Raw genomic sequence first — 24,806 nt, 5'->3', positions numbered from 1 at the left:
AAATACACTATTTCGTCGTATATGTTACCAACGCTTTTTGAATGCTTAAAACACTATCGTCACCTTTAAATTCTTTCGTAATTGGCGTGCTCAAACTAGATACCCAAATTTTAAGTTCAGCGTCTAAATCAAAATGCCCAGCTGTTTCAATGCTAAATTGTGTAATGCTTTTATAAGGGATTGAATGATACTCAGTTTTTTTACCTGATATTCCTTGTTTATCTACTAAAATAAGACGACGATTTGTGAATACAATTAAATCACGAATTAATTTATAAGCATGTTCAACTTTCTCATCGTCTAACATAATCTTCTCTAAATCACGTTCTACACTTTCTGTACTCGTATTTGATGCATTTCCTAAAATACCGCTAAATAAACCCATAGGAAATTCCTCCTCCATTATTTGTGGAATGTGTTACTTATATTGTACCATGCAACTCGGTGTGAAGTTATGATATTACATTAGTAGTTTCTGGCTATTGTTGTAATCCTTTTATACAACCTCATCTTAATATCTTATGCTAATATGTAAGTAAGAAAAAAGAAGCAGAGGGATATAGCATGAAAAATATCGGTTTAGTATTAGAAGGCGGAGGAATGAAAGGTTTATATACTGCAGGCGTACTCGAATATTTTATGGAAAAGAACTTATTTTTCCCTTATGTAGTGGGCGTATCCGCTGGAGCTTGTATGGGAGCAACTTATTTATCACGTCAAAAAGGGAGAAATAAAAAAGTAAATACAGAGTTAGTAGCAGATCATCGTTATATATCTTATCGAAATTTAATTCGAAAACGTGAATTATTCGGAATGGATTTTTTATTTGATGAAGTACCTAATAAAATTGTACCATTTGATTTTCAAACTTTCTTAAACTCAAATGAACAGTTTGTTATAGGAACGACTGACTGCGAATCAGGACAAGCTATTTATTATAATAAAGCAGAACACGGAAATGATATTTTAAAAATCATTCGTGCATCTAGCTCAGTGCCGTTTATAGCGCCTGCTGTAGAATATGATAATCGAAAATTACTAGATGGAGGAATTATAGATCCTATTCCGGTTTTAAAAGCGCAAACTGATGGTTATGAAAAGAACGTTGTAATTATGACAAAACCAGAAGGATATGAGAAGCAACGAAATAAATTTTCTGGCCTAGCTAAAATTTTATATAGGAAATATCCGAATATCGCACAATCTTTAGTAGAACATTATCGTTTTTATAATGAGACGATATCTTATATGAATCAAATAGAACAAAAAGACAACTTTTATATTATTCAGCCTAGCGTACAGCTTCCAATAAGCGGAATAGAAAGAAGTAAAGAAAAGCTCGTTATTTTATATAATCTTGGCTATACAGATGCTCAATATCATTATGAAAACTTATTAAATTGGATAGAAAACTAAAGGGGTGGAAAGTTGAAGTTAGGAAAAAGGGTTATTTTTAATGAATTGCAGAAAATGCATAGTCCACTGCATAAACCGTTTCCGAATTGTGACATTCGAAAAATACGAAAAGATTTTAATAATATGTTTACAGAAGATGATTGTATAAGCGCTGATTTAAATTATTATTGGATGCATACAGCAGGTACTTTAAGTTACGTGCTTAATAATAATGAACAGGAGATTGTGTTCAATCAAATAAAGTGGCTAAGGAAATCTTTTTTTGAATGGTTTCCACAATATCGTTTTTTAGAAACAGAGATTATGAAGTATCCCATTTTGTATAGAGATTTCATGAATTATGAAAAGACTCGAAAGTTATTACTTTATTACCTTACTGATTAAAAACGTACAAGCGGTGCTACTTGTACGTTTTTTGTTCATAAAATATTCAATATTAACAACTTGTCCATGTAGGTATTTTAACGAGAAAAAAGAAGTACATATAGAGAATGTGTGAGGGAGGAGATAGAAGTTTGTTAGCTGTTTTCCTTTCAATTCATGTCCAACTCAAATATTTCGAGTAAAATTCGCTTCTAAATGGTATTATCAAATATCAAGAAAACTAATTTAGAAACGAAGAAGGGACAGGTTTAATATGGAAAACATATCAAATGTAGATAAAGTAGAATCAATTAAATCTTTACAGTCAACAATCCGTAAACTTGAAAATGCGCTATCTCAAATGACTCAAAAAGGCTCAAACACTAATTTAGTGAAAAAAAGACTCAAAGCAGCTAGTATCGGCTTAGCTATGTTAGAAAGTATTTGGAATCAAGAAACCCATCATTACACGCAAGAGGATTTAGCAGACGCTCGAAATGTTCTAATTGGTTTGCTTCCATCAATTGAAAAGATTTATGTTAAGTCAAAGCTCGGGAGTCCTCAAAGAACTCTTTTAGAAAGAAGAATAAAATCATTGGAACTTTCTATTCAAGCAATTGATCATTTTTCTAATCAATAACTTCTCTAAACACATAACTTACGACTACTTTTATATAGGGATTCTAATGAAAAACTACATATAGAATACTACAAAGGAGGAAGAGAGGTGACTACAATAATCAGTCCTAAGTTAGAGAAGCTTAAAAATCAATTAAAGAATGGAAACGAAAAAGCTCTTTATACTTTTTTGGATGAAATCAAGTCAAATCATACACCACTAGTAGAACAATGTCCTATAGATAATCAGTATAAACTTATAACGTATATATGGTTAGGTGATCAAAATACTGAAAATGTTTATGTAGTCGGTAGTTTTCCTGGTTGGGATCTGTCTGTAAATCAATTACAACGATTGTTACAGACAGATATTTGGTATATTACGTTTAGGACGAATAAAAGGTTCATTTCAACTTATTATTTTACAATAAATGATTTTTTCAAAAATGATTGGAGAAAGCGTAGTGAACAGTACCGACTAGACCCATTCAATGAAAATGTATTTGGAGAAGGTGCCAATAAAGCGTCTGTGTTAAAAATAGATATGGAAGTGCAGTATAGCAGTCGTTTTCCTTCAAATGATTATCCATCCGGAAAGATTGAAACATATTCTTTTTATAGTTCGATTTTAAATAACACACGTAAAATTCATATTTATACGCCTCATGATTATTCTCACACTTCACATCTTCAAGAACTTCTCATTGTATTTGATGGGAATTCATTCATTAATGACCTTTCAATCACAAAAACACTTAATTATTTAATTTACGAAAAAGAAATCCCATCGTGTATTGCTGTTGCTATAGATCCTGTTGATCGATTAGAAGAGCTAACTTATAACGATAAAATGAATACATTTTTAACGAAGGAATTACTTCTGTGGATTCAGGCTAAGTATCGTGTGCATAAAGAAGCGAAACATACAACAATTGCAGGTTTCAGTCTTGGTGGCCTAGCAGCTTTTTATGCAGCACTTCAAAATCCATATATTTTCGGAAATGTGTTGTCAATGTCTGGATCCGTACATTGGGAAAAGGATAATTACGAAAATACAATTCCTTGGATTGAAAATCAAATTTCATCAATAGATTTTAATACGACTCATCTCAATTCTTACATAGCAGTAGGTGAACTTGAAAATGAACCTCTTTTAACGGCTAATAGACGCCTATATAAAACTTTAAAAGAAAATAGATACCAAACCACTTATGAAGAGTTCCAAGGCGGACATGATGGCGTGTGGTGGCGAGAAAAGCTATTCGATGGATTAAGGGCATTAGAACTTACAAAAACGACACTAAAAAATAAAAAGGAGAGAGAATCTATGAATCAAGAAGAACTAGATAAAAAACTAAAAAAGCAAGAGATTTTAGTAAAAGATGAGAAAGTTTGGTCCTATACGTATGAGGATCATATTAGTTCTATCGTTAAAGAAGCAGAAAAGAAAGGGTCTTTTGATAATTTACCTGGTAAAGGGAAACCACTGAATCTTGATAAAGATCTTTCGTACAATCCTGAAAAACAACTGTATAGAACTTTGAAAAATAATCATGTTTTACCTAGGTGGATTGAGATTTCAAAGGAAATTGATGACTTAAAAGAAAAACTAAAAGAAAATACAAATACTGCAGAAGCAGCGAATTTAATTCGAACTATTAATAAAAAGGTTTTAGAACATAATCTACTTTGTCCACCAAGTGCGCAAAAAACGAGGGTGAAAACGGACTTTTAACAATTTTTCATGAAGCTATCTCTTGCTATATAATTAAGTAAGGCATTTTCAATTCATTATGAAAGGGAGGCAAATGTGATGAAAAATACGTATCAACTTCAAATTCCGAAAGAACTAGAACAGTATCGTACTATTTTAGAAGAAAGTGTGAAACCGTATATTAAAGTGACTGGAACGAAAGCAGAGACAACTCTTTTTGAGAGTAAGTTTGGTGGTTATCCGTATTTACCTATAGATCAAGAGCATCCTAAAGATTCAAATGGACAACCTATGATGTTACTTGCGCAGTTAAACTTTGAAGAAATTCCGCATGTTGAATATATGCCCCAAAAAGGAATATTGCAGTTTTTCGTAAGTACTGATGATGAGCTTTATGGAGCAGATTTTGATCACCCAACAATCCAAAAAGACTTTCGAATTATTTATCATTCTAAAATTACTGAAGATTTAAATAAGGTAATTACTGATTTTAGTTATTTAAACATTTTAGAAATAGAAGACTTTATCATACCTGAAGCAGCAAAATTACAATTTGAATTAGATTATCAACCCATAACATCTAGAGATTATCGATTTGAAAAGATGTTTAGTGAGGATATTGATTGGGAAGAAATTGTTGATGAAGAAAATAATACAGAATTAGGCGAACTGTATGATGATTTATGTAAAGATTTCGGACATAAAATTGGTGGTTATCCATTTTTTACACAGACAGATCCAAGGGAATGGGAAGAAAAATACCAACAACATGATATATTATTACTACAAATCGATACAGACGACTCATTAAATATTATGTGGGGAGATTCTGGTGTTGCTAATTTCTTTATTAAAAAAGAAGATTTGTTAAATCTAGATTTTTCCAATGTTATTTACAACTGGGATTGCTACTAAAAAGATATAAATGAAATACTAGCAAGCTAAAAAATCTTCCTGAAGGTGAGGGAGATTTTTTTATGTTAAAAATAAACGTTATGTTAACTAGAGTGTAAGATAATACGAATAATAAAAGTCAAGCGTAAATAACAGAAATAACAAGAAATAATGTAAAGTTGTAAAACGTGTGTAAATAGCAATAAATTTATAAAGTACAACATAAAATAAAATTATTAATTTATATTTTGTAAAAAGATTTTTCCGCATAAAAAAATTGTTACTGATCAAAAATGTTTTTGATTCGTTAAATCTTAATCAATAATCGATTAAGATTTGCTGTGATGAATTTATAAATAAAAAAAAGATAAAAAACTGTATAAATGCGTTTAAAGAAGATTTTATGTGAATCTCACTAAAAATCTCTGTTTTGTCTCATTAAGTATAGTTTACTTGTATTTTGATACCTGATATTACTTTGGTTCTATAACTGCCTATAATATATATTATGTTAACTGGATAAAAGTAATAAACTTATTATATGTTAGTTTGCATTGTTACGCTTCCCTTTTCATCGGATTCATTCTGTGTAATCGATTGTGTGCTTATTTGTTGTTGTTTTATGAGTTGTTGATGATAATGTCTCCAGATATAAATTATATTTAAGACAATAAAAAATGCAATTCGTTTTAAATGAACACATTAAACGAATTGCATGGATATGATTCATAATAAGTTTTTAAAATTAGTTTGCTACAGCAATTGCTTCGACTTCAATTAATAAGTTATCGTTAATTAACTTTCTAACTTCGACAGCTGAACTTGCCGGTGGATTATTAGTATCAATGTATTGATCTCGAATATCTCTAACAACGGCCATTTGAGAAATGTCTGTTAAGAAAAATGTTAATTTTACTACATCATTGAAATTTAAGCCTGACGCTTCTAATGCGATTTTAATATTTTCAAATACTTGTCGTGTTTGTGTAGCTAAATCATTAATTCCAACAATTTGACCGTCTATATTAATTGCTACTTGTCCAGATATGTAAATCGTTCGTTTAGCGTTACTAACTTCCACTACATGTGAGTATCCAAAAGTTGGTGGCATCGTTTCTGGATTGATAAATTTCTTTTGCATGGCTCTTCTCCTCTTTGAATATCTTATTTTCTTTATATTAGATTTTAAATTCAGATTTTACCGTTCAGCTGCTACATTTGTAAAAGTATATTAACACTTTAATTTAAAGTTATTGATGGATTATGTACGTTTGATTTTTTTGTGTGCTTGTTATAATTACACCTTGTTTTATTAATTCTTCAGTTACTTTTGTATAGAAAAAGTGATACCACCAGATAAAAAACTCTTCATAAGTAATTTCTTTTGAGTATCTGCTGCTGGCAAAGTATTGTTTTAAAGGTTTATCGTTTTCATTGAATAATAAGACTAAATCTTCACTGATTGTGTTTGCAATTTCGTTAAGTATAAATAAGTCTGTTGATTTAAATACAGGGATAACAGGTTGTGAATTTTGATATAAGCCTAATTTTTCGTAAACTACGTTTAAATGTAAGTCTTTTTGTCTATCTGCTGCTACGAAACCTTTTACTAATTGTTTTTTCTTATAATTAATATCGGTACTATTGTTTTGAAAATATTCTTTAAATGTTTCGTTATCTGCTGTTATTAAATTTAATGTTGAATATCGAGAATTTCCATAAAGACCAATTTGAACTTCTCCTAAATCTAAATACGTATTACCATACATCCCGAAAGCCTCTATATCTGTTAGTTCTTGTTCTTGAATAGCATAATAATATCGTTTCTTATTTCTTAAAGGTCGTTTCTTTTTTAAATAGTTTTCTTCAATGTAATTTATTTGTCCAAAATCTAATAACACACCACTATACAATAAAAGACTATAAGATTCTCTAGATAAATGATTAAACGTGTCGATTCTTTTTGAAATATCTTCAATACGGCTTGAATAGTTTTCAAAAATCTTAAGTGTTGGTTTAATTAGAGGTTCACAAAGGTTATAAAGCTTTTCTCCTTCACAAGCTGTTATAATCATACACGTTGGATAGTACCTCCCTCCTATTTGTTTCAATAGCCCCTCTGCTTCTAATAAATTAACGCGCTTTTCAAATTCATCATTCGTCCAATTTAACATCATTTTTATAGCATTTGACTCAAAACCAAGATGAATCAATACAAGTAAATATTGAAGTTTCGTTCCTTTTATTTTTATAGATGGCGAATTATCTCCAGACGAAATCATTTTTGCTTCATAAGCTGTATGTAATATATTCTCCGGACTATTATTAGTGAACATTTCATATTCTCTCCCTTACTAATAAATTCATTATAAAATCTATGTATTTATTAAGTTCTATAAACGAAAATGAGTGTCCTCTAATAATCCCAAATTAAAAGCCTTAGCATAGATATACTAAGGTTCCTTACGTTTTTATAATGAATGAATTCTTTCATAGTCTTTTTTAAATTGATTATCATTTTTTAACCAACTTTTAAAAGTTGGTTCTTTTATTTCTAAAATGGAACAAGTTTTAGCGATACATTTATTTTTCATATATTCCTTAAGGAAATTTTGTTTTCTCTGCTTAACAGCAGCTTGAGTTCTTTTTAGCTTTCGATCTTTTAATTGATCTAGACTTAGACTTTCTTTCTGAAATTCTTCATATTTTCTATGCAGATAAATATCTTTGTCTTTATAAATCCACTTTGAAAATAGTTGTATTGGTTTTCTTCCGGTTAAAATGACGCGATAATGTTTATTTTGATTTAGTAATTCGGCTGGTAAATTATGATTTTGTAGTACCTGATTTAAAGAATTCATAAAGCTATATGATCCTCCTACAAAGCTTACTGTATAAGTTTCATACTTGACGTAACCATCCCCATCAAAATATCCACGAACAAAATGATGTAAATATTCTTCTGGTACGAAAGGGAATTCAATGTTAAAAGATTTACATGGCATAATTCCATGTATGTTCATAAGGTCATCTTTTATTGTTTTGCTATTAATATTTAGCATATATACACCTGTTTTTTTGTTTTGGTATAGCGGCTGATTTGTTTTTAGTTCTTTTTTTATGTCTTCTAAAATATAACTTTCTTTTTGTGATATACTGACGCATTGATTTTCTTTTGGTATAACACCGTCAGCTGCTATAAATCCTAAAATATAAGCCATATTATTTGACCACATTTTAAAATAATTTTCTGTTATGTCATACTTTCTCTTCCAGCTCCCTATAGCGCGCCTTGGTACGTTGCTGTCTGATAGAACCATACGAATATACCTTGCAGATACGTTAGCAAGCATAGCGATTTCTGAGGTACCCTTCCCTTCCGCATACAGATGAATGATTTCAGGTTTTGATAGTTTACATTTTGATTTCTTTTTTCTCTCTATTTGCACTTACATCCTCTCCTTTCTTTTACTAATTAGAGACATATTTTCTTCTTTAACATATAACAAAACGTATGTTCTTTGTTACTTGTAAGAAGAAATTTACTAAATTAAAACAATTTACATTTACTTAGTATTCGTTTTATCTGCTGCTGCATGGTTTTTATTTTGTATATAAGAATAATGAATTTGACAAATTTATGAAATGTACTGCAATTACGGTGAAAGGTAAAATGATTTCGTTTAAACTACAAATAGCCACAGTTTGGAGATGCCTCTTCCCCGTTTCCTCTGTTTAATAGTAAACGTTATAGTGGTGCTTTTTCTTTAGAGCATGAAGATCTTCAAGAGATTGATGCAAAATACGGTCCATTCGATCTTACGTTAATGGAATGCGGGCAATATGATCCAAGGTGGTCTGCAATTCATATGTTGCCTGAAGAAACAGTACAAGCTCATATTGATGTACAAGGAGAATTACTTCTTCCGATTCATTGGGGTGCTTTTACATTAGCATTACACGAATGGAGTGACCCGATAGAACGTGTTACGAAAGAAGCTAACCGTTTAGGAGTTAAAATTACAACACCTCAAATTGGGGAATCTATTACGTTAAAATCTACAGACTATCCTAGGTATGCTTGGTGGCAAAAAGTCTAATTATAATAAAAAGCGAATCTGTCTCATATAGAAGATTCGCTTTTTTTCTTATTAATTATAATGTATTTTTTACAAACTGATTAAACTTGTCTATTTCTTCAACGAATGGATTATGATTACTTTCTTCAAATTTAGTTAATGTTGCGTTCGGGATTAAATTTGCTATTTCACGAGAAAATATGTAGGGACATTGTACATCATGCTTACCACAGTATATAAAACTTGGGATTTTTACGAATTTAAGTTTCTGACGAACATCATAATCTTTATATTCAACTTGTCTAAAATAATTTAACCGATTGCCAACTGTCTTTCCGCTATTCGGCAATTTTAATGCCTCTTCAAGCTTTTCTTCAGAATAAAAAGACATAAGTGCCCACTCTCTACTTAATGCTTTTCTTTCTTCTTGTACTGTACTATCATCATTTAATGCATTCATAATTGATACGATTCTATTAAATTTTACATTTTCACTACAATATATACTATCTTTATGAGATGCATATTCCTTGCTCGCCGCTGCGCCACCAACAATTATTTTCGTTAAACTTTCTTGTGCTTCAGTCGCATATACAAGAGCTAACATCCCTCCTGTCGAATGACCAGCAAACCCCCACTTATTAATATATAAAGCTTCTCGAATGGCTTCTAAATCTTTAATCGTTTCGGTCATACTATATTCAGAATCAGTTTTAGCCAAATCTGAATTGCCACATCCCTTTAAGTTAACTAAATATACGCTATAATGGTCAGTAAATGGGTTTGCAAAAGTATTTCCATTATCATTATACTCACTATACAAATGAGTAACGCAAAGTGGAGGTCCTTCTCCCTTTTGAAAATATTCAAACTTTCCTCTTGGAGTTTTGATAATATTTGTTGTCCACATATCGAATCTCCTATCCGAAATTTTCATTTTCTCTTAGTTTGTTATTTATAAGCGAATAGTATTATATAAAGAAGTAAGTAACCTATCCTGCTTAACCAATTTCTGATTCCTATAATTTATTAATTTATGATTAGATAAAATAAAATTATGCTCTAATATGAATTCATTGTGGAGCACTTCAACTAAAAATTTAGGTATCATCTCTCCTACGCCGTAATTATAATCACTAAGAATCCAAGAAATCTCTTTCCAATCTAGAATTCCTTCTGAGACTTTTTTTGGAGTGTGATATATAAATTCATGAAGTAACTCTACTAGATAAACATACATTCCGCCAGAATATGAAGAATCCTCCCATGTAATAATGCCTTTAAATTGAATTTGATCATGCGTAACTTTTATATTAGTCTCTTCTTTTATTTCACGAATGGCATTTTCTAAAGGTGTTTCTCCTGGTTCTATCTTCCCTCCTACCCCATTCCACAATCCTTTTACAGGGTCATATTTTCTATTTAGCATAAGTATCTCTTCATTTCTTTTTATAAAACATAAAGTGTGTTTGTACATAATGTGATTCCTTCCTCCGTTTTTAATAAGCTCTAACTGGAGATATAAGATGGATTGCTGCACATTGTGTCCCTGCTTCAATTAATATTGGTCTCATAGAACCGCTGAAACTTAAAGTAACCGTTTCTTCTTTTATTGCCCTTAAAGCATCCAACATAAATCGTCCATCGAAAGATATATTGAATTGTTTTTCACCTTGAATTGCATCTATCTGTTGTGTCTCAGATATTTTTCCAATCTGAGAAGCATTAGAAGAAACTTTAATTGTAGATTCATTTACAATTTCTAAGTTAACATTGTTATTTGCCCATTCACTTGCTAATAAGCTTGATCGATCTACCCCTTGTAACATTCTTTGTCTATCTATGTTAATGACTGTTTGAAATTCATTTGGAATTAAACTAGATATATTAGGATATTTCCCTTCAATTAATCTTGAATATAACGTAGTTGTGCCGAATGTAAAAATAATGTGACTTTCTGATAGATAAATAGAAACGAATTCTAAATTGCTGTTCATTAATTTTAAAAGTTCATTAATGGTTGCACTTGGTACAATACAATTCGCTTTCATATTAGTAGAAATTAGTGTTTCATGTATAGCTAGTCTATGAGAGTCAGTTGCAGCGCATATTAATTTGTTATGGTCTAACTCGATATGTACGCCGGTAAGAACGGGTCTAGATTCATTTTTCGCTACTGCAAAGACTGTTTGTTTAAACGCATCAATCAATTGTTTTGTTTCTATTTGTATTTCTGCATGATCGTCTATTTGTGGTACGTTAGGAAATTCATTCGCTGGAAAACTATTTAAGTTTAATGTGATTTCTTCTGATTGTATGGTAATTGTTTGCTCATTCTTACTTTTTATTACTATATCGCTTGGCATTTTCTTTATAATTTCAATGAAGTATTTTGCAGGTACAACAATTGTTCCTGCTTTTAAGGTAGTCGTAATTTGTTCGTCATCCATGGAACTAGGGATGAATTTTTCGATGAAAATATTTGAATTACTTGCGATTAAAGTAATTCCAGATTGATCTGCAGTTATTTTTATACCGGATAGTATAGGAATTATAGCTTTGGTAGATATTGCTTTACTTACTTCTGAAAGTGCTTGAGTGAAATGTTTATGATTAACGATAAACTCCATTTTTTCCCCGCCTTACATGAAATGATAGTTTTATGAAGATTGATGAATGATTGTTCCGTTAAAAAAGTAAGGTACTGTTTCTTTCCTTTGTAATATATTTAATAAGTGTTCTGGTATACGTAAATGCGGTTCTGCTCTATGTAATTCCATCCAAGTAATCTCTTCAATTTCTTTTGGCCTTGTTATATTTGTTTCCCCTCCAATTATTTCACCTAAAAAATTAAAGAATATTGCATGATGTCCTCTCTCTTCAAAAAAAGCTTCGCTAATGTAACAAATACCATTTACAGTTATATGTAGACCGGTTTCTTCTTTCACTTCTCGAATGACTGCCTCCTCTAACGTTTCTCCTAATTTAACTGCACCACCTGGTAGTGTGTAATAAGAACCATTCTTCCCTTTGTTTTTTACCATTAAGATCTTTTCATTTGTTTTATCGTATAAAAGCGCATATGTAACATTTACTTTTTTCATCTAAGTCCACCTTCAATAACGAGAATTTTCTGTCTTTGTTACATTCTACCATTTAATCGTTTTAAAATATAAAAAAATTAATAGAGTATTTCATTTATCTATCCTTAGTAAAGGTAATAATTGATCCCCCTTCATTTCTAAATAAAAAGAACGTATTTTGAAAGTAATTATTCAACGTACGCTCTTTATGATTTGATTGATTCATTTTGGGATTCTATATATTTTCTAACCTTTTTTCCAAATAGTATCGATTATGTCCTTTAGGGTGATCTTCACTTACTCCAATTACTTTATATCCATGTTTTTTATAAAAAGCAGGTGCCTGAAAGCTAAAAGTATCTAAATTGATTAGGCTACACTCTTTTTCAATTGCAAATTCTTCAATAAGTTTTATTAACTTGGTTCCATAACCTTCGTGTCTATATTCTTCAGAAACCCATAAGAAATCAACATGTACGTGGTGCCAAAATGTAATTCCAGTTATTCCGCCTACTATTTCTTCATTTTCATTTTTCACTATAAAACTAATTTTTTCTGAAGGCTTTTTCTCTTCATCTGAAATATGTTTTTGATTATATTCAATTACTTTTTCTCTTATGTAATCACTATCTTCTTGGACCCATTGTTTTACTATTTTCATTTTAATTATCACGCTCCTTTTAAAGTATCTATTCAATTTAATAATCGTAATATCCTGTCTAACTTAATTGTCGTAGTGCAATGTTTCATTTCACTAAAATTTAAAAAAGCCGTACTACATTTTATTTGTAGTACAGCTTTTTACCGCGTTTGATTCTTTTTACTTAAAACTTCCGTTAGTTTGAACGTATTAGTACAATAATTCAATTGTATTACTGCGAAAAAGAATGAACATTCCTAAACCAATTAGAACAATTGGAACGATAATATGACAATTTCTCTCAAGTACTTTAGCTAAAATAGGAGCTCTTAACAATGTGTAGCTAATAAAACACCATATTGCTATCATGCAAAAAAAGATAATTAATGTAACGAAATTTGCTTCCAAGGATTGACTAGTGAACATTGGTATATAAATTGAGATATTATCAGCTCCATTAGCTAATGTAATCGCAGCTACTTTAAATAATGAGCCAGAAGTGTTATCAATGACTTCATTACTTTTGTTAGAACGAAGCGAGAATAGTCCTTTAATCCCCATATAAATTGGCACGAATCCTAATAATCCGATCCACGATATAGGAATGAAAAAAGAGCTTAAGAAACCAATAATACTTAGAAAAATAATTACACTAAACCCCAAATATTGTCCAATAACAATATAAAGTTCTTTTATCTTAGTTTTCCCCTGGAAAGTTCTATCTTCTTCCTTACATACTCCTGTCTTTACTTGTGAAAATAAAACAAGGAGTATAAAAATATCATCAATATTTGTTGAAGTAAATGCAATAAAAGAAGAAATTATAGTTGTAACCAAAATAAGCCAACTACCTTTATAATGAAATGTATGCCTACTAGCGAAGCGGATTAACTGTAGTTTTTTATCAATATTTTGATTCTTTTATAAAACAATATGAATATTTTACTTATCTGCTACTTGATTCGTTAATAAATAAACCACTTTATTGCTTCTCAAATCATTTCATTTTAAATTAAGTAAGTGTATTCTTCCTACACAATGGCTAAAAAGGGAAAATTAAATGTTGTGTAATATAAAAAGAGCCCTTTATGAGGACTCTTTTTAAACTTAAGCTACTTTTCGATATAAATGTTGTGTTTCTTTTTTCTTTTCTGCTTTTGGTGGACGAATTAAAATAGATATAATGAAAGAGATAACAGAAAGAACGCCGATTATAATAAAGGTTGGTTCAAATCCTCCAAGAAGCGCCCCGATGAATGATCCTGCAAGTGCACCAAATCCGAAACCTTGGTATACAATCCCATAATTTGTACTATGGTTTTTTAATCCGAAGAAATCTCCAACAATAGCTGGGAATATAGTGATATTACCGCCAAAGCAAAAGGCAACACTTGCTACACATGCGAAATATATGCCGTAATTTAGCGGAATGAAACTTAATGTAAAGACTGACAATCCAATGATAATAAACGTTGCAGAAACGATTTTCATTCGACCTATTTTATCTGATAACGTTCCAAGAACAATACGACCTACTGTATTAAAAATTGCAATCATTGCAACGGCGTTAGCGGCAGTTGCTGCGCTAAGTCCAACGAGCTGCACTCCGATATCTTTGACCATACCGATTAAATATAGACCGCCCATACACGATGTGAATAGCATAAAAAACAAAAGGTATACTTGTTTCGTTCGCATCATTTCACGAGGTGTATAATCATTGTGTAAAGTCTCAGCTACAGTGTTACTTACTATTGCTTCACGTAAGAAGAACGATCCGATTAATACTAAAAGTAAGACGATAATCCCCCAATATAAAAAGGCTTGTGATACACCAAGGCTGTCGATCAGATTTCCGTTTATATATCTAAAGATTAAGCTGCCCATTCCATATGCTGATACAGATATACCTGAAATAAGCCCTTTCCGATTCGGAAACCATTTAATTAAATTAGATAATGATGTGATATAAGCAGTTCCATCGGCATAACCAACTACTACACCAGCTAATAAATATAGTAATGGTAAGGAGGAAACTTGTGAACTTAGTATTAAACCGAGTCCCAGCACAATCCCTGCAGTAGCGATGAGTTTTCGAAGCCCTAATTTTTGCTGTAACTTTCCTGCAAATAATGTTGAAAATGATAAAGAGAAGCTTGTAATGGAGAAAGTTATAGCAACTGAATTAAGGTTCCATCCAAACTTACTTACAAGGGGCTGATTAAATAAACTCCATGTATAAATTGTTCCAAGGCCAATTTGAACAATGATTGTACCTAGAACAATTAGTAACGGATTTATAGAAGTTTGTTTCATACTAACTGTCCCCTTCTTTTATCGTGACATGAATTTTCACAGTTAGTATAACCATCATAAAAAGCAAGATACTGCATGAAAAATGGAAATTGAATTCATGTACACAAAAAGACACTCCATTATGAAGTGTCTTTCTGCAGGTTATATTAGATTTACTTAAAGAAAGCTTTGTTAAGATAAGACATTTTCAAATGCTTATGTATATAGAATACCAAAAGATTTCTGTCATGAGATGGGACTTAAGATGTATTTTTCATTCATCATATAGTCGGATAAATGAAAAATTAATATTCAATTTCATCAAAATCTTTCGGCTGTGGTACCGTTTGCATATTGGCTGCATCTTTTGGATCGCTATAAATTGCATTTTGTTCTGTATTTACATCCTTAATGTTTTGCTTTTTATTTTTGTTCACTTTATCTTTCACTTTCAATCACTCCTTTTTGTTATAGGAGTAATTATGCCCTATTACTGTTACGAAATGTATCAACGACTAAATTACTAAATTCACGTAAATAATATAAATAATTATCACCGCCGTAGTTGTATCTTTTATTATACATTTTCGCAACAACTACATTATATTCAGGTATTACTAATATAGTTGGTCCCGTAATTCCTAATATTTGATACGAGCCTTTTGGTACACGTTCGCCTAGTTCACTTAATTGTGCAGGTTCATTTTGAACGAACCAAAACAAGCCATTTTGTGGTAGCTCTTTATTTGCATATGTTGGACTCTGCAAACTCGTAGCGATTTTTATAACTTCTTTTGGAACAATTTGTTTATCATGTATCATACCTTGATTTAAATGAAGATTGCCCCACTGTGCAAATTCTCTAGCGGAGACAAACAGATTTTTTTCAGTACCGTCATCTACTGTACCAATTTCACTAATTGCGTCTTTATTTGGATCATCAACAACTGCAACTAAATTATCATCTTGCTGTATTCTCCATCCTGTTTCTTGGAAATTAGCAGGTTTAAACACACGCTCTTTTAACAATTCAGGAAAACTTTTGTTATATAGCTGATAAATAAGACGTGTCATCATTCTTACATTAATATCTCTATACGCCCATCCTTGCCCCGGTTCAAATTCACGAAAAATTATCCCGCCATTCGTTTCTTCTAATCCGTGCGAATGTGTTACTAAATGTCTTATCGTCGTTTTACTAAGCAATACAGGATCAAAGTCTTTAAAATATTTTATCGCTTCATCATCAATAGAGTTTATTTTCCCCTCGTAAAGCGCATACGCTATCATTAATCCTAAATAACTTTTTCTAGCAGAAGCAACGTTAAATTGTGAAGATGCTGTTACTTTCTTGCTTGTAGATGTATTTGAGTGATAGCCACTATAATGCTCCAGTACAATTTTGTTATCTTTCATTATGCAAAGCGCTGCTGCAGAGCTATGGTTTTGTTCTTTTATATTTTCTACCCAAGAAATCAACTTATCATATGTATACAAATAAATCCCCCTTAATACACATAAAAATTACAGCTTGAAAGAAAAGTGCAAAATAGTTTTCACACCTTTCCTTCAAGCAAAATATCTTTGATGTTCTATACTTAAATGATCCACCAGTTCCAGCAATTAAAGCAACCGAAACATCCAGCGCATCCTATGCATCCGCCGCAACGACCTGCACAACCACCACATCTGCCGCCACATCCGCCACAGCGTCCACCACAACCTCCGCATCCGCCGCAACGACGTGCATCGTCTTGAATGTAGTAGTATGGATATTGACTTTGTTGTTGATCCCAATACACAACATTACCAGTTTGATAATCATTAAGGTTTAATGTTTGTAGTTCTTGTTGAAACTGATTCATTATGAAACCCCTCCATTTATAAATATCAATTCCGTCCACATATTGAAGTTAATAAATGTTAATAAACAAAGTAGAAACAAATGGCTATATACTTGAATACGTACATCAACAAAATATGAACTTACACTAGGTGATGTACCTTGTTTTTCAGCCTATTTTCTTAATCACTTTTTGCTGGACGAATTTATTATTAATAGAGGTTTTTAAAAATTACTAATCCAACAGTTTAGTAGTTCATCACTTAATTTTCTTTCTAGTAACTCTTTAACTGAAGGTTCTGGCATGATTTTATAAGTATGTAAAGCTTCTTGATTATAATCTATCCAGTGAAACGCCAAATGAGATTCTTTAGATTTTGGTATGAAATCAATATGTAGCTCTTGTGAATCTATCTCAAAAATATGATTGATTTCATGGTGAAGAACTTCTCGATCTTGCCATCGGTTTTCTATGACTCCTAAAAATTGTTTTATACTACAATTTACTCCGATCTCTTCCCTTAGTTCTCTTATTAATGCATTCTCAGCTGATTCGCCAACTTCAACATGACCACCTGGTAAAAAATAATGATGGCCAATATATTCAGCCACTAACAATTTTTTATCCTTAATCATAACAGCTCGTACAATATGATGAAATTTATTTTTCAATTGTTATTCCTCCCATTCATTTATTTTATATTTGATTAAAATAGTCATTTAATATCGGGATAATATAAATCATAGGTGTTTCATACGGATGAATTTCGTTAATAACTTCAAGTGCATCCTTTACAAGATCCCGTTTGCACTTTATTTCAATTTTACATTCTTGCCCTTCACAAATCTGACCAATTTCCCCGTTAAAAGGTGATGCGCCTTTTAACGGTCTCCAGTATCCTTTCACAGAACTATAGGACAGACAATGATCATATTCTCCCGTTTTACAAGCACCAATTTTATTTAACTCATTCCTCAACATTTCAATGTATTCTTCAGGGATAAATACTTCAATTTTGACTTCAGTAAATTGCATAATTCATTTCACACCTTTGCTACATAATAATTAAACGAATAAACGATAAACTTCCTCACCATCATAATCATGTCCCAATGACTGAAAACCGTAACTTTCATATAATTTCTTTGCAGAGATATTATCTTTATGTACTGTTAATCTAATTTCTTTACACGCCTTAAACGTATTTTTTATTAAATATATACTTTCTTGTAATGCCGCTTTTCCATAACCGTTACCTTGCTGCTTTTGATCGATAATAAATCCGTTTATCCAATACATATCAGTTGTTTCTTTTACAACAGCATGCATAACAAAACCAACCATTAGATCGCCATTGTATATCGCAAATGGTTGGTATTCTACAGCGTCCCCATCTGGTTTTATATATACTTTAGCAAGTGAAACTGCTACAGATGGAACGAATTTCGTCTGATTATCTTTAACTTGCAGCTTTAAAGCATCTTCCCAATTCTCTCTCGTAACAACCTTTAACTGGATATTCAATATGGTAAGCTCCTTTATAAAAAGAATGTATTTATATATTCAACGCAGTAAAATAATTCCCTGTTTCTTAATTTTAAGAAACAGGGAATTATCACTTCTAAAAAATCTATCCAGTTATATCGCTGTACTTTTCACTTCGAATATCTTTCTTTAATGATACATGCGCTATTAAAACTCCAAGTATAGTAATTACTCCACCAACTACCGAAATAAAAGTAGGTACTTCACCTAACCATACCCAAGCTATAAAACAAGCAATTACTGGCGTTAAATATAGAGAGCTTGTTGCCTCGGAAGCACCAGTATGAGATATAATATAGGCCAATGCAATATACGGGAGTACTGTTGGAAATAAACCTAAATATATAACGCTCAAATTCACTTCAAGAGGAGCCACCAGTATTTCTTGATACATTCCCGGTAAGAAAATAAGCATACATACAGTACTAGATAAAATTGTATATATGGTAAATGGCAAGAAGCCGTACTTTTTTAAGTACGATGTTTGAAAAACGAAAAATAGACTTTCTGAAACGGCTGCTAATAATATAAATAATCCCCCGCTATTAAATTGAATAGACCCCCCTTGACTAAATGATATGAAAGCAATTCCTATAAAGCTAATTACACCACCGATCCATCCATTTGCTTTCATTTTTTCATTTAAAAAAACAAAAGCAAGAATTGCCGTTACTATAGGAGTAACTGAAACGATTAAACTTGCCGATCCAGCATTTACTGTTTTTTCACCATAGTTTAATGCGATGTGATAAAAAGTAAATCCTAAAGCACCAAATAAAAAAATCGCTGGAATATCTTTTAGATCAGGTAATCGTAGTTTGTATATAAACGAAAACAAAAGAAGTATGAATGAAGCGATTAACAAACGAAGTAAAGTAAGATGTTCAGGTGTGTAAGATTCAAGACCCATACGAATTGCCGGAAAGGCCGTTCCCCAAATTAAAATTGTAAAAGAATGAGCACATATAATTCGATAATCCCATTTTTTATAATTCATGTTTTCTCTCCCCCTTCAAACCAACCACTTTATAATTACCAATTATTTCTTCCCATCATATTTAATAGTTGATACAATGTCTTCAACCAGTTTTTTATCGTAAAAACCAACCACTTGGCATTTTTCAAGTGAGCGAAGGAGTTTTTTGATGACCACTAGTAAAAAACTGCCTAAGTATCGGCAGATAGTAGATTATATGAAAGAAAAAATTGAAAATGGAGAATGGCCAATTGGAAGTAAGATCCCTAGTCAAAGGCAGTTAGCAAAATTATTTCAAGTAAATCGTAGCACTGTAATAACTGCACTAGATGAACTTATGGCTGATGGATTGATTCAAGGGAAAATTGGAGCAGGAACAATTGTAACGAATAATACATGGTCATTATTAGCAACAAATCCACCACCTGATTGGAGTCAATATGTAAAGGCCGGTATTCATAAACCAAGCAAGTTAATGGTACGAGAAATAAATGAAGCAGAAGCAAATAACAAGCTTATCCATCTTAGTAAAGGCGAACTTTCTCCTCATCTTTTTCCGTTAGAAACGATGCAGTCCATTATGAAAAAAGTAAGTGAGGAATTAGATTATTTTGGATATGAGGAACAAAAAGGGTTTTATCCGTTACGTGAAGCAATAAGTAAATACGTAAAATCATTTGGAATACATGCATCACCGGGTTCCATATTAATCGTCTCGGGCGCATTACAAGCATTGCAATTAATATCAATTGGTCTTTTACATAGAGAGTCTACCGTTTTACTTGAACAACCTTCTTACTTATATTCACTTCATGTATTTCAATCAGCAAATATTAATCTATCTGGTATATCTATGGATCCTCACGGTATATTACCTAACGAGTTATTAAAACGAATTAAATACAGTCAGAAGAAAAACATTTTATATTCAATTCCTTGTTTTCAAAATCCAACAGGCATATTAATGTCTAAAGAGCGAAGAAAAGAAATATTAAAAATATGTGAAAAGGAACAGTTACCTATTATTGAAGATGATATTTACCGCGAGTTATGGATTGATGCACCGCCCCCAGCTCCTTTAAAATCAAGGGATAAACATGGACATGTATTATATATTGGTAGTCTCTCTAAGACACTTACCCCAGGACTTAGAATTGGATGGATTATTGGACCTGAACCAGTTATTGATAGATTATCAGATATAAAAATGCAAACAGATTATGGATCGAGTTCATTATCTCAAAGAGTTGCTGCTGAATGGATAAATAAAGGTTTTTATGAGGAACATGTTGCAAACGTAAGAATTCAACTAAAAGAACGAAGACAAATAATGATACGAGCTTTACATAAGCATTGTGCAGATATTGCCACCTGGGATATACCTAGTGGTGGATTTTTTATATGGCTAAAGGTAGTACCTAGCATTCCGATGAAGAAATTATTTTCAAAGGCACTATCAAAAGGGATTCTATTAAACCCGGGACGTATCTATGAAGAAGAATCAGATCGATACATTCGTTTATCATATGGATATGCTTCTCCAGAGCAAATAACTAACGGTATTAAATTGTTAAGCGAATTAATTCGTAAGTTAATGACATAATAAAAACTCCTCTTTTTCCATAGAGGAGTTTTTGTGTATTTTATTTACCACAACCGCATTTCCTGCCCCAACACAATAAGTCCTTCATAAGGATCCCCGTCAATGTTTAATACTTGAGCAAAAGCAGGTTCTGTTTTTAAACCGTTCTCTTTTAAGCGAATAATTTCTTCTCTTATATGTGGATGCTGCATTAATAGCATATGCTCTACTATCATATGTCTATATGCATTTTGGTTACGCACTGGCTTAGGCTGAGCAAATAATTCAAATTTAAAACCTTCAAATTCAAAATTTACTTTTATCGATTCAGTATTTTTAATTTTTTTCTTTTTTATTTTGAATCCTTCATAAGAGCCATATAAAGATCTCATTTCTTGTTCAAAAACATCAAAGTTATGTACTTCCATTACTATATCTAAGTCAGATTGAAGCGTATCAATTCTAATAGGTATAGTCCCGCAAAGAACGGGGCTATACAAAGCTAAATCCTCCATGATGTTTAGTTTATTCAAAACATCATATACCTTTTGTTGCTTGTCATTCCCTGATTGTAAATATGTAATAGATGTAAACATGGAAGTCTCTCCTTCATTTCACGTAATACGTGACTCACTAAATTCAAGAAAATTTGTCCGTTTAAATTTGTTCTAAGAGTACCTTTATTTCAATATATTAAGACGAACAAACGATGTTTTTCAACTTTTCTCCTATACTGCAATACTATAAAAATAAAAAAGGAGGAATTATTATGAGCATTTTTAACATTCTTTTAACCATCCACATATTATTTGGGACAATATGCTTAATCACCGGTATTGTAGCGATGGTTGCTCAAAAGAAGAAAGGAAAACATACGGAATGGGGCGAAATATATCATGCATCCTATGTTGTCATTACCCTCACGGCAATTATATTATCCATTATAAACTGGGATAAAATCGCATATTTATTTTATGTAGCAATTTTCTCTTATTCATTTGCGATTTATGGCTACCTTGCACGAAAAAAGCGTTGGAAAAATTGGCTTCACCACCATATTAGAGGTATGTTAGGCTCTTATATTGGTGCCGTTACCGCACTATTAGTAAACGTAGGTATTCATATCCCCATAATTAATTTATTGCCGCCTATATGGTTTTGGTTTTTACCTACATTAATCGGTATTCCTCTCGTAGCCAGTGTATCAAAAAAATATAAAAAGCGTAGTTAAAATCCATTACATTTTCGTTACTTTCTGATGATTATTATAAAAAATTATACTCAATGTAATATTTTATTTATAAATTCAAAATCGTATTGCTTTAAGTTAGTCATTTAGAGCTAAATAAAAAGAATCCAATAGTCTTGGATTCTTTTTCGGATTTCATTTCAATGTCGGCTCTATGTATTCAATGATATTACCATCTGGATGACGAACTATCATTTTTATACCTGTGGGTACTTGTATTGGTTCAGTAATCATTACGCCGTTATAGTTTAAGATTAGTTTTCTTACTTCATTGAGATCATCAATTACGATCGTTGCAGCAACATGATTCTTAATTGTTTCATTTAATTCTTCAATTAAAAGTAAATTTGTAAATCTAATCACATGCGTTCCATTCATTTGAAATTCATGTGGTGTTTCTTGTTCCAATAGTATTTTGTAAAATTCTAGATGAGTTTGTAAGTCTGAAACATAGAGGCGTGGAACAACAGCTAATATATTCATCCTACTTACACTCCTTTTTAGTTTAAATAGATTAATTTAATTATATATTACTCGAAAACCTCTATAAACTATTACGTTAAAAATAATATCTTTTAATTAAGACTTTAATAATGAATGTAAACGATCCGGATAATTCGTAAATATCCCGTCAACGCCCCATAAAAGTAACCTTTTCATATCTTGTTCATTATCTACAGTAAATGGATGGACTTCTAATCCATGCTTCTTTATTTTCTTTACATAAGCTGAATCAATATATTTATAGTTCATCCCAAGACCAATGCAATATGTTTTATACTTTTTTATCTCTAATTCAGTTAATTGAACTGCCTTCTTATAGGATAATAATTGCACCAGGGGGATATTAATATTTAAATTATGAATTTTTTGCAGACTTTCTTCACTAAATGATTGAATAATAACTTTATCCTGTATTTCATAGTGATTGATAATTTCTAATAACTTTTCTTCCATTCCTGGATATTCATCAGGTGATTTTGTTTCAATATAATAGTTCGCGTCATGCCCAAACACTTCAATTACTTCTTCGAGTGTTGGAACTTTAGCATTTTCATATTCTTTCTTTGCTAAATTTGGATGTTTTTCATTAAAAGAAGAATCTGCCTTTAATTGTTTTAATTCTTCTAATGTATGTTCCTTAACTAGCCCTGTACCGTTTGTAGTACGATTTAATGTTTCATCATGCATAGCTACTAAATATCCGTCTTTTGTCATTTGAAGATCTATTTCTATATAATCGCCTTTTAATTGTTGTCCCAATTTATACGCAGCAATTGTATGTTCCGGTGCATACGCCGAAGCCCCTCTATGTGCAATGTTTTTTATATAATTCGATTGATTAATAGCTTTTGTGTACTTAAGTTCATTTACTTTATGAAAAACAAAAGTACCTATTACTATAAATGTACAAATGATTGTAACGATATATATCTTTTTCATAATAATGTATTAACCCCTACATGAAAGCAATTTGGCTTGGATAATTTATTCAAATAAATGTCGATTTTCAAATACCGTCATTTGTCCAACAGATTGAAAACCAGCCTTTTTATAAATAGTAATCCCATCAGGTGAAGCTTGTAATACACATTGAGCAACGTTTAATTCCTTTGCTTCTTGCAGCAAGTAATGAAACATAGTAGAACCAAATCCTTTTCCTCTCATTTCTTCTTTCGTTGCTATATCATAAATACCAATACTATCTTGTGTACACACTAATGAACCAACCGATACGACTTCATCTTTATAAAACCCTAAGTATAGTTTCATATTTTCACTATTCCATAAATGGAAAGAAGCAGTTTGATTGTAGAATGCTTGTACATATTTCCCTTCCTCTGATGTACCAAATAGACTAGCTAACGCTTCTCCAAACTTTTTAATTTGTCCTGACGAAGATGCTTTTTGTATCGTAAAACCTTCTGGCAAGTTTGTTGTTGGATGTATTGTATGTAAGTTTGCTACCATCGCGATATTTTGTTCTGCTTCTTTTAAGTCCAGTTTTATTAATTCGCTTTTTATAGTCTGCTCGTACCTATCATCCCAAAACCAAACACTCATTGGATATTTCTTTTGATTATAGTACGCTACCTCCTTATATAATTTCTCGATATTTTCCGTTACATTATTGTTTAGTAAAGTAATGATATTAAATGTATCTGCAGGTAAACCACAGTCGACAGCGATGTAATCCTTCGTTTCTTTTACATTCATTCCCTGTGCCTGTCGCGCAATATATGAAGTTTTATATGTAAAATTATCAATTAGTAACTGTTTAAAATTCATTCATTTTGCTCCTTTCATAAAATTTGTATTCGAATACTTCAGTATTAAATATAACATATAAGAAATGTACCTATTTCTATAAAAATATCTCTTTACATTACTCTTTGCGCCCTAAAAGAATAAAAAACGATATAACGTTGTCGGAATGAAAAAAGTGGTATATAATAAATATTAACATTACTAGTAATTATTTTAGGTATTCCTAGAATAAAGGAGCGA

29 protein-coding genes and 1 pseudogene are annotated in these 24,806 nt (G+C 31.4%); 8 read left to right on the top strand and 22 right to left on the bottom strand.

Going from position 1 to position 24,806, the window contains the following annotated elements; translation table 11 throughout:
- Positions 1–7 precede the first annotated feature (7 nt).
- Positions 8–385, bottom strand: a complete 378-nt coding sequence (locus PDQ40_RS05965) for a PH domain-containing protein (protein WP_000522480.1) — start codon at positions 383–385, stop codon at positions 8–10.
- Between the two features lie 179 nt (positions 386–564).
- Between PDQ40_RS05965 and PDQ40_RS05960 the strand changes: the two genes are divergently transcribed.
- The 5 genes from PDQ40_RS05960 to PDQ40_RS05940 all read left to right on the top strand — a co-directional run bounded on the left by PDQ40_RS05960 (position 565) and on the right by PDQ40_RS05940 (position 5,026).
- Positions 565–1,416 (top strand): patatin-like phospholipase family protein, encoded by an 852-nt coding sequence (locus tag PDQ40_RS05960; RefSeq protein WP_000789268.1) that lies wholly within the window; start codon positions 565–567, stop codon positions 1,414–1,416.
- 12 nt (positions 1,417–1,428) lie between these two features.
- Positions 1,429–1,800 (top strand): YxiJ-like family protein, encoded by a 372-nt coding sequence (locus PDQ40_RS05955; protein ID WP_000765966.1) that lies wholly within the window; start codon positions 1,429–1,431, stop codon positions 1,798–1,800.
- Between the two features lie 253 nt (positions 1,801–2,053).
- Positions 2,054–2,419 carry a hypothetical protein gene (locus tag PDQ40_RS05950; protein WP_270691287.1) on the top strand — a complete coding sequence of 122 codons (366 nt, stop codon included), beginning with the start codon at positions 2,054–2,056 and terminating at the stop codon, positions 2,417–2,419.
- A gap of 87 nt (positions 2,420–2,506) precedes the next feature.
- Positions 2,507–4,132 carry a DnaJ family domain-containing protein gene (locus PDQ40_RS05945; RefSeq protein ID WP_270691286.1) on the top strand — a complete coding sequence of 542 codons (1,626 nt, stop codon included), beginning with the start codon at positions 2,507–2,509 and terminating at the stop codon, positions 4,130–4,132.
- Between the two features lie 78 nt (positions 4,133–4,210).
- Positions 4,211–5,026 carry a YwqG family protein gene (locus PDQ40_RS05940; protein ID WP_000799818.1) on the top strand — a complete coding sequence of 272 codons (816 nt, stop codon included), beginning with the start codon at positions 4,211–4,213 and terminating at the stop codon, positions 5,024–5,026.
- 724 nt (positions 5,027–5,750) lie between these two features.
- Here PDQ40_RS05940 and PDQ40_RS05935 read toward each other — a convergent pair.
- The 3 genes from PDQ40_RS05935 to PDQ40_RS05925 form a co-directional block, all read right to left on the bottom strand.
- Positions 5,751–6,146 carry a RidA family protein gene (locus PDQ40_RS05935; RefSeq protein ID WP_001169703.1) on the bottom strand — a complete coding sequence of 132 codons (396 nt, stop codon included), beginning with the start codon at positions 6,144–6,146 and terminating at the stop codon, positions 5,751–5,753.
- 109 nt (positions 6,147–6,255) lie between these two features.
- The gene (locus tag PDQ40_RS05930; RefSeq protein ID WP_000494908.1) at positions 6,256–7,341 is read right to left on the bottom strand and encodes a hypothetical protein; all 1,086 of its coding nucleotides are present in this window, start codon (positions 7,339–7,341) and stop codon (positions 6,256–6,258) included.
- Positions 7,342–7,476: 135 nt separating this feature from the next.
- The gene (locus tag PDQ40_RS05925) at positions 7,477–8,454 is read right to left on the bottom strand and encodes an LAGLIDADG family homing endonuclease (RefSeq protein WP_001165390.1); all 978 of its coding nucleotides are present in this window, start codon (positions 8,452–8,454) and stop codon (positions 7,477–7,479) included.
- A gap of 249 nt (positions 8,455–8,703) precedes the next feature.
- On the opposite strand from PDQ40_RS05925, the pseudogene PDQ40_RS05920 reads away from it, so the two are divergent.
- Positions 8,704–9,105 (top strand): annotated as a pseudogene (locus tag PDQ40_RS05920) (MBL fold metallo-hydrolase); the annotation flags it as partial.
- Between the two features lie 55 nt (positions 9,106–9,160).
- Here PDQ40_RS05920 and PDQ40_RS05915 read toward each other — a convergent pair.
- The 14 genes from PDQ40_RS05915 to PDQ40_RS05850 form a co-directional block, all read right to left on the bottom strand.
- On the bottom strand, positions 9,161–9,994 hold the full coding sequence (locus PDQ40_RS05915; RefSeq protein WP_000269896.1) for an alpha/beta fold hydrolase: 834 nt from the start codon (positions 9,992–9,994) through the stop codon (positions 9,161–9,163).
- Between the two features lie 45 nt (positions 9,995–10,039).
- The gene (locus tag PDQ40_RS05910) at positions 10,040–10,561 is read right to left on the bottom strand and encodes an NUDIX hydrolase (protein WP_000276541.1); all 522 of its coding nucleotides are present in this window, start codon (positions 10,559–10,561) and stop codon (positions 10,040–10,042) included.
- Between the two features lie 22 nt (positions 10,562–10,583).
- On the bottom strand, positions 10,584–11,714 hold the full coding sequence (gene dnaN / locus PDQ40_RS05905) for a DNA polymerase III subunit beta (RefSeq protein ID WP_000394453.1): 1,131 nt from the start codon (positions 11,712–11,714) through the stop codon (positions 10,584–10,586).
- 30 nt (positions 11,715–11,744) lie between these two features.
- Complete coding sequence (locus PDQ40_RS05900) at positions 11,745–12,188, bottom strand: NUDIX hydrolase (RefSeq protein ID WP_000757640.1); 444 nt, start codon at positions 12,186–12,188, stop codon at positions 11,745–11,747.
- Between the two features lie 214 nt (positions 12,189–12,402).
- A complete protein-coding gene (locus PDQ40_RS05895) occupies positions 12,403–12,828 on the bottom strand; it encodes a GNAT family N-acetyltransferase (RefSeq protein WP_000706717.1) in 426 nt (141 codons plus the stop codon).
- 189 nt (positions 12,829–13,017) lie between these two features.
- Complete coding sequence (locus PDQ40_RS05890; RefSeq protein WP_000258891.1) at positions 13,018–13,644, bottom strand: cadmium resistance transporter; 627 nt, start codon at positions 13,642–13,644, stop codon at positions 13,018–13,020.
- A gap of 270 nt (positions 13,645–13,914) precedes the next feature.
- Positions 13,915–15,123, bottom strand: coding sequence for an L-lactate MFS transporter (locus PDQ40_RS05885; protein WP_000815154.1), 1,209 nt, complete (start codon positions 15,121–15,123; stop codon positions 13,915–13,917).
- Between the two features lie 284 nt (positions 15,124–15,407).
- Positions 15,408–15,551, bottom strand: coding sequence for a hypothetical protein (locus PDQ40_RS05880; RefSeq protein WP_000653680.1), 144 nt, complete (start codon positions 15,549–15,551; stop codon positions 15,408–15,410).
- A gap of 31 nt (positions 15,552–15,582) precedes the next feature.
- Positions 15,583–16,599 (bottom strand): serine hydrolase domain-containing protein, encoded by a 1,017-nt coding sequence (locus tag PDQ40_RS05875; protein WP_000288912.1) that lies wholly within the window; start codon positions 16,597–16,599, stop codon positions 15,583–15,585.
- A gap of 101 nt (positions 16,600–16,700) precedes the next feature.
- On the bottom strand, positions 16,701–16,967 hold the full coding sequence (locus PDQ40_RS05870; RefSeq protein WP_001071396.1) for a heterocycloanthracin/sonorensin family bacteriocin: 267 nt from the start codon (positions 16,965–16,967) through the stop codon (positions 16,701–16,703).
- Between the two features lie 203 nt (positions 16,968–17,170).
- Positions 17,171–17,617, bottom strand: coding sequence for an NUDIX domain-containing protein (locus PDQ40_RS05865; RefSeq protein ID WP_000790754.1), 447 nt, complete (start codon positions 17,615–17,617; stop codon positions 17,171–17,173).
- Between the two features lie 25 nt (positions 17,618–17,642).
- Positions 17,643–17,981 carry a divalent cation tolerance protein CutA gene (gene cutA, locus PDQ40_RS05860; RefSeq protein ID WP_001160783.1) on the bottom strand — a complete coding sequence of 113 codons (339 nt, stop codon included), beginning with the start codon at positions 17,979–17,981 and terminating at the stop codon, positions 17,643–17,645.
- Positions 17,982–18,011: 30 nt separating this feature from the next.
- The gene (locus PDQ40_RS05855; RefSeq protein WP_001025604.1) at positions 18,012–18,470 is read right to left on the bottom strand and encodes a GNAT family N-acetyltransferase; all 459 of its coding nucleotides are present in this window, start codon (positions 18,468–18,470) and stop codon (positions 18,012–18,014) included.
- A 106-nt stretch (positions 18,471–18,576) separates the two neighbouring features.
- Entirely contained in the window at positions 18,577–19,488 is a 912-nt protein-coding gene (locus PDQ40_RS05850) for a DMT family transporter (RefSeq protein ID WP_001107001.1), read from the bottom strand.
- 145 nt (positions 19,489–19,633) lie between these two features.
- On the opposite strand from PDQ40_RS05850, the gene norG reads away from it, so the two are divergent.
- Positions 19,634–21,070: an efflux pump transcription regulator NorG gene (gene norG, locus PDQ40_RS05845; RefSeq protein WP_442866575.1), complete on the top strand. Its 1,437-nt coding sequence runs from the start codon at positions 19,634–19,636 to the stop codon at positions 21,068–21,070.
- Between the two features lie 44 nt (positions 21,071–21,114).
- Here norG and PDQ40_RS05840 read toward each other — a convergent pair whose 3' ends face one another.
- The gene (locus PDQ40_RS05840) at positions 21,115–21,645 is read right to left on the bottom strand and encodes a DUF4269 domain-containing protein (protein ID WP_000495181.1); all 531 of its coding nucleotides are present in this window, start codon (positions 21,643–21,645) and stop codon (positions 21,115–21,117) included.
- Between the two features lie 173 nt (positions 21,646–21,818).
- Here PDQ40_RS05840 and PDQ40_RS05835 point away from each other — a divergent pair, with 173 nt between their 5' ends.
- Entirely contained in the window at positions 21,819–22,280 is a 462-nt protein-coding gene (locus PDQ40_RS05835) for a DUF2306 domain-containing protein (RefSeq protein ID WP_000021744.1), read from the top strand.
- 153 nt (positions 22,281–22,433) lie between these two features.
- On the opposite strand, the gene PDQ40_RS05830 is transcribed toward PDQ40_RS05835, so the two are convergent.
- The 3 genes from PDQ40_RS05830 to PDQ40_RS05820 form a co-directional block, all read right to left on the bottom strand.
- Entirely contained in the window at positions 22,434–22,676 is a 243-nt protein-coding gene (locus PDQ40_RS05830; RefSeq protein ID WP_232298559.1) for a VOC family protein, read from the bottom strand.
- Between the two features lie 201 nt (positions 22,677–22,877).
- Complete coding sequence (locus tag PDQ40_RS05825; protein ID WP_000725537.1) at positions 22,878–23,741, bottom strand: glycerophosphodiester phosphodiesterase; 864 nt, start codon at positions 23,739–23,741, stop codon at positions 22,878–22,880.
- Positions 23,742–23,786: 45 nt separating this feature from the next.
- Positions 23,787–24,587: a GNAT family N-acetyltransferase gene (locus PDQ40_RS05820; RefSeq protein WP_001009765.1), complete on the bottom strand. Its 801-nt coding sequence runs from the start codon at positions 24,585–24,587 to the stop codon at positions 23,787–23,789.
- Between the last annotated feature and the right edge of the window lie 219 nt (positions 24,588–24,806).

The organism is Bacillus cereus group sp. Bc061 (genome assembly GCF_027715825.1).
Lineage (GTDB): Bacteria > Bacillota > Bacilli > Bacillales > Bacillaceae_G > Bacillus_A > Bacillus_A paranthracis.
This window is presented reverse-complemented; position numbering and strand designations above follow the sequence as displayed.

Bases quoted from the DNA above. Each gene is read 5' to 3' on its own strand.
- PDQ40_RS05900 (WP_000757640.1), bottom strand. From the start codon at position 12,188: ATGAAAAAAGTAAATGTTACATATGCGCTTTTATACGATAAAACAAAT.
- PDQ40_RS05885 (WP_000815154.1), bottom strand. From the start codon at position 15,123: ATGAAACAAACTTCTATAAATCCGTTACTAATTGTTCTAGGTACAATC.
- cutA (WP_001160783.1), bottom strand. From the start codon at position 17,981: ATGCAATTTACTGAAGTCAAAATTGAAGTATTTATCCCTGAAGAATAC.
- PDQ40_RS05910 (WP_000276541.1), bottom strand. From the start codon at position 10,561: ATGTACAAACACACTTTATGTTTTATAAAAAGAAATGAAGAGATACTT.
- PDQ40_RS05960 (WP_000789268.1), top strand. From the start codon at position 565: ATGAAAAATATCGGTTTAGTATTAGAAGGCGGAGGAATGAAAGGTTTA.
- PDQ40_RS05870 (WP_001071396.1), bottom strand. From the start codon at position 16,967: ATGAATCAGTTTCAACAAGAACTACAAACATTAAACCTTAATGATTAT.
- PDQ40_RS05850 (WP_001107001.1), bottom strand. From the start codon at position 19,488: ATGAATTATAAAAAATGGGATTATCGAATTATATGTGCTCATTCTTTT.
- PDQ40_RS05965 (WP_000522480.1), bottom strand. From the start codon at position 385: ATGGGTTTATTTAGCGGTATTTTAGGAAATGCATCAAATACGAGTACA.
- PDQ40_RS05950 (WP_270691287.1), top strand. From the start codon at position 2,054: ATGGAAAACATATCAAATGTAGATAAAGTAGAATCAATTAAATCTTTA.
- PDQ40_RS05915 (WP_000269896.1), bottom strand. From the start codon at position 9,994: ATGTGGACAACAAATATTATCAAAACTCCAAGAGGAAAGTTTGAATAT.
- PDQ40_RS05830 (WP_232298559.1), bottom strand. From the start codon at position 22,676: ATGAATGGAACGCATGTGATTAGATTTACAAATTTACTTTTAATTGAA.
- PDQ40_RS05895 (WP_000706717.1), bottom strand. From the start codon at position 12,828: ATGAAAATAGTAAAACAATGGGTCCAAGAAGATAGTGATTACATAAGA.
- PDQ40_RS05820 (WP_001009765.1), bottom strand. From the start codon at position 24,587: ATGAATTTTAAACAGTTACTAATTGATAATTTTACATATAAAACTTCA.
- PDQ40_RS05840 (WP_000495181.1), bottom strand. From the start codon at position 21,645: ATGTTTACATCTATTACATATTTACAATCAGGGAATGACAAGCAACAA.
- PDQ40_RS05835 (WP_000021744.1), top strand. From the start codon at position 21,819: ATGAGCATTTTTAACATTCTTTTAACCATCCACATATTATTTGGGACA.
- dnaN (WP_000394453.1), bottom strand. From the start codon at position 11,714: ATGGAGTTTATCGTTAATCATAAACATTTCACTCAAGCACTTTCAGAA.
- PDQ40_RS05940 (WP_000799818.1), top strand. From the start codon at position 4,211: ATGAAAAATACGTATCAACTTCAAATTCCGAAAGAACTAGAACAGTAT.
- PDQ40_RS05935 (WP_001169703.1), bottom strand. From the start codon at position 6,146: ATGCAAAAGAAATTTATCAATCCAGAAACGATGCCACCAACTTTTGGA.
- PDQ40_RS05825 (WP_000725537.1), bottom strand. From the start codon at position 23,741: ATGAAAAAGATATATATCGTTACAATCATTTGTACATTTATAGTAATA.
- PDQ40_RS05930 (WP_000494908.1), bottom strand. From the start codon at position 7,341: ATGTTCACTAATAATAGTCCGGAGAATATATTACATACAGCTTATGAA.